This is a genomic window from Dellaglioa sp. CoH-57-MRSF-19 (assembly GCF_056781975.1).
Genome location: NZ_JBXAXW010000056.1, coordinates 1 through 686 on the forward strand (window position 1 = coordinate 1; position 686 = coordinate 686).

The 686-nt window shown below is 53.9% G+C and carries 1 protein-coding gene; it reads left to right on the plus strand.

The features are described from left to right. The coding region (locus AC1RO3_RS08150) for a DNA gyrase subunit A (protein ID WP_481763953.1) at positions 1 to 686 on the plus strand (686 nt) is incomplete at both ends.

Genomic DNA, 686 nt, shown 5'->3' on the forward strand with positions numbered 1-686 from the left:
CCTACAATGCTGGGCTCCGGCAACTGGGGATCGATGGTTGACGGGGCCGCAGCAGCTCGATACACTGAGACAAAGCTTAGCGCATATGGCCATTCTTTTCTCAATCCGGACTACATTCATAAAGAGGTGACGACGTTTGTCCCGAACTATGATGATTCGGACATCGAGCCTGTGACGCTTCCGGCGATGCTGCCGAACGTTCTGCTGAACGGCGGCGAAGGTATCGGTGTTGGTATTACGACGAGCCTTCCTACGTTTACGCCGGAGTCCGTGGTCGCTATCCTGCAACGGATGCTTAAGGGTGAGGACCTGACGCCGCGCGATTTTGCGAAGACCCTCAAATACTCGCACAAGTACGGCGGTCAGCTCGTCAAGTCCAAAGAGAACCAGAAGGGTTGGCTCTCGATGTTTGAGACTAGCAAGGGGAAGGTCCAGTTCGAGTCGATGATGAACATCGATCGAGATCATAAAACTATCACGATCTCGGACTGGGCCCCGGGCACCAACATCGAAAAGTTCGTGGCCAAGGTCCGGACGTTTGACGAGACGCAACGCTGCTACAACTCGAAGGGCAGCACTACCTACACCATCGAATGCAAGAGTGCGTACAACTACGCGCAGTTCGATAAGTGGGTGGAGAAAGTTCGCAAGGCCACGCTACAGAACCGCAGTTTCAAGATCAACGT